Here is a 2907-nt window from a genome sequence, read left to right as displayed (position 1 = left end):
CTTTTGCTACAGGTCAACACCAGATTCATTGGGTCTCTTTCACCATCCTTTATCATAGATTCAGCTATATCTTTTACACGACTTTTTTGAATAAATCAGATTTAGGATAAGCATCCCCATTGCAGATTGCTGCTGTCAGGCAATACGCCCGCTTTCTGGCATTCTTGCCTTCGTTATTTTATTCAGCGCACGCACCATGGCCAAAGCCCCTGCAATCTGCGCATCCGTGATGGTCACAATGGTACAGATGAACGGTTTGCTCCACGGCCAGTACCGCCTCCAGTTGTCCTTGCATCTGTGTTTCCGCCAAGCCACACTGGCTCAGCCACGCCCGGCTCGCTTCACTCATACAACCACCATTCTCAGCACCGCGTTCTTGGGCTTTTTCTTCCAAAATCCACTATCGTCTGACCAGCACCATTTCCATAGCTCCTTCAGATTCACTCCTGTGTACGGTTTGTTATTTTTACCGCATGAACCATATCATATATAATTTGCTGTATTTTATCTTTACCGTTTTCTTTTTTTATCACAAATAATTCGTCCAATTCATAATTATCGTAGGTTGAGTGCAATGTTAATCTGACATTATTATCCCCAATAAGCACTTGCACTTTGTCTTCTTTTATTAGCCTGCCAAACTGATACTCACCAAGAAGTTGAGCATTTTTTTTCATGAATGAAATGTAATCGGATTGTGATGTGGCTTTTTTAAAGCTCATTGATGTCATATTGTTATAAATATAATTAAAGCTCCCCTCGTTATATTGCTTGTGAAAAAGTCGCACCTCGTTTGTTGCATCTTCTGTATTATTACTATCACACGCAGTTAAGATAACACAAAGAAATACAGGCAAGAAAATATATTGCTTATAAACATTCATCTTAGTTCACCAAACATTTAGTATATTGCTGGCATGTAATTAAACCGCCAAACGAACCACCGCCAACACCACCACTAAGTCCCGTTGATATATGAACTGGATCGCCATTTTTATTTAATTCAGTCAAGACGGTCGCCGCTCCATTAACCAAAAAACCTACATCAGTTGTTGCACCACCGTAATACGACACACCGGACCCAGGAGGAGCGTTGCTGACAGAGCCTGAAATAGACGCGCCTCCCGCAGCTCCAGTCCCAGCTCCTTGGCAATTGGTTATATATACACAAATATCAAGGCCTTTATCACCGTTTCCTGTCGTAATACCAGCGGATACTGAACCTCCAAAGATACCATATGCAGAAACACCACCATCAGCAGATACTGAAAATATAGGTGGCGAATAATGAGGTCCACTTTGTTCTTGTATTGCTCTGGCACCATCACCATACGACATATCTCCTTTGGAGACTTCATTACTAATCCCGCCAACAGAATTACCCCATGAAGTGTTATAACCAGGGAAATCTATTAACCCCAACGGATCAACTCTGGATACAGGATCCAGTGGGTACTTATACGAGTTCAATCCCCCTCTCAACCCTATCGGATCCTGGGTGATATACCTCCCCAGCCCCGGGTCGTAGTACCGGTGCCGGTTGTAATGCAGCCCTGACTCCTCATCATACTGTTGCCCCGGCAGCCGTATCTGTTGCTCCAGGTGCTCCGGGCTCTCCTCACTCAGCTGGTTTCCCCATTCGTCATACTCCGCACGCCAGGCCAGTGTGTTATCCGGGCTCACCAGCGCCAGCGGCAAGCCACGATGGTCGCAGTGATATAGATGGATTTTCCGCTCCGGCTCATCGTACGGCTCCAGCTGTCCCGCCATCTGCGCCACCGTCAGCCCGAATCCCGCCAGCCACTGCTGGCTCTCCTCGCTCACCGCGTTACGCCTCAGTTCGCCCTCCAGCCTGTCCAGCATCGCCGTCAGCGCCGCCGGGAACTGTACTTCACGGCCATCCTCGCTGCCCTCCTGTGACAGCCTCTCCGCCAGGCTCCGGTGCTGCGCCTTCGCCTGTTCAGCCGCCTCTGTTTCAACGCGTACCAGCGGCGTGAAGCTCCCCGCCGCGTACACCGTCTGGATACGGCTCTGCGATGTCTGCACCGTCGTCAGCCTGTCTCCCTCCCAGCCGTACCACGTCTCATACGGCATGCCCAACAGCGGTTAATATCTTCCTCATAAAAAAACCTCAAAAGTTAATTTGATATGATGATGTTTTTTTAATTAATTGCTTACATAAGGTAAGGAATCCTTTGTCTTACTCCCGATAATCATCAGATGATTTATTTTCAGTGTGCCACTATGTTCCACATAAACTCCCTCTTTATTAAGGGTATCTGCATTCTGTTTGAGACTTGTAGGTATCATCCTCAATCGGGGAGGAGCGGTATTTCTGAATGTACTCTGTAGCCATTTTTTTTGCATCAATGAGTTCCTCATGACTCATAGTTCTAGTAAGTGAATTGAGTTCATTCCTGGAGGTTACAGAACCATTAACGTATGCTACAGAATACCATGCATAAGCTTTTTTATAATCTACAGGTTCTTCTCCATCATTTTCAGTATAAAATGAACCAAGATTAACCTGTGCCTGGATATACCCCTGACATGCTGATGCTCTGACCAGTGGCAGCACTTTATCTCGATCGTTTTGATGATGCCCTAATCCTCTACCATAAAAAGCGCCCAGTGAATTTCTTGCACTCATCGAACCAAGATTAACTGCTCTAATATACCATTTCTCGGCTTGTATATTATCTTTTTCTACACCCAAGCCTTGCATATAAATTTGCCCAAGATTATTCATTGCATTTGTATCATTTTTATCAGCCGCTTTTAACAACCATTTTTTGGCTTCCATATAATTTTGTTGTACACCAGAACCTATGAGATATACTTGCGCCAAGTTTACTTGTGCTCTTGTCATTCCCTGCCCCGCTGCTTTCTTATACCACTCTATGGCTT

General features: G+C 45.5%; 2 protein-coding genes and 2 pseudogenes. All 4 read right to left on the bottom strand.

What is annotated here, in order from left to right:
• Window positions 1-135 precede the first annotated feature (135 nt).
• Window positions 136-225 (bottom strand): annotated as a pseudogene (locus GYRE_RS25395) (hypothetical protein); the annotation flags it as partial.
• A 215-nt stretch (window positions 226-440) separates the two neighbouring features.
• Entirely contained in the window at window positions 441-884 is a 444-nt protein-coding gene (locus tag GYRE_RS23055) for a hypothetical protein (protein WP_038258867.1), read from the bottom strand.
• Between the two features lies 1 nt (window position 885).
• Window positions 886-2091: pseudogene (locus tag GYRE_RS25390) on the bottom strand (RHS repeat-associated core domain-containing protein); the annotation flags it as partial.
• Window positions 2092-2269: 178 nt separating this feature from the next.
• The coding region (locus GYRE_RS23045) for a tetratricopeptide repeat protein (protein WP_038258865.1) at window positions 2270-2907 on the bottom strand (638 nt) is incomplete at its 5' end.

Origin of the sequence: Yokenella regensburgei ATCC 49455, assembly GCF_000735455.1 — a bacterium.
GTDB classification, from domain to species: domain Bacteria; phylum Pseudomonadota; class Gammaproteobacteria; order Enterobacterales; family Enterobacteriaceae; genus Yokenella; species Yokenella regensburgei.
Note: the sequence above shows the minus strand (reverse complement) of the source record. Positions and strands in the feature narration are given on the sequence as shown.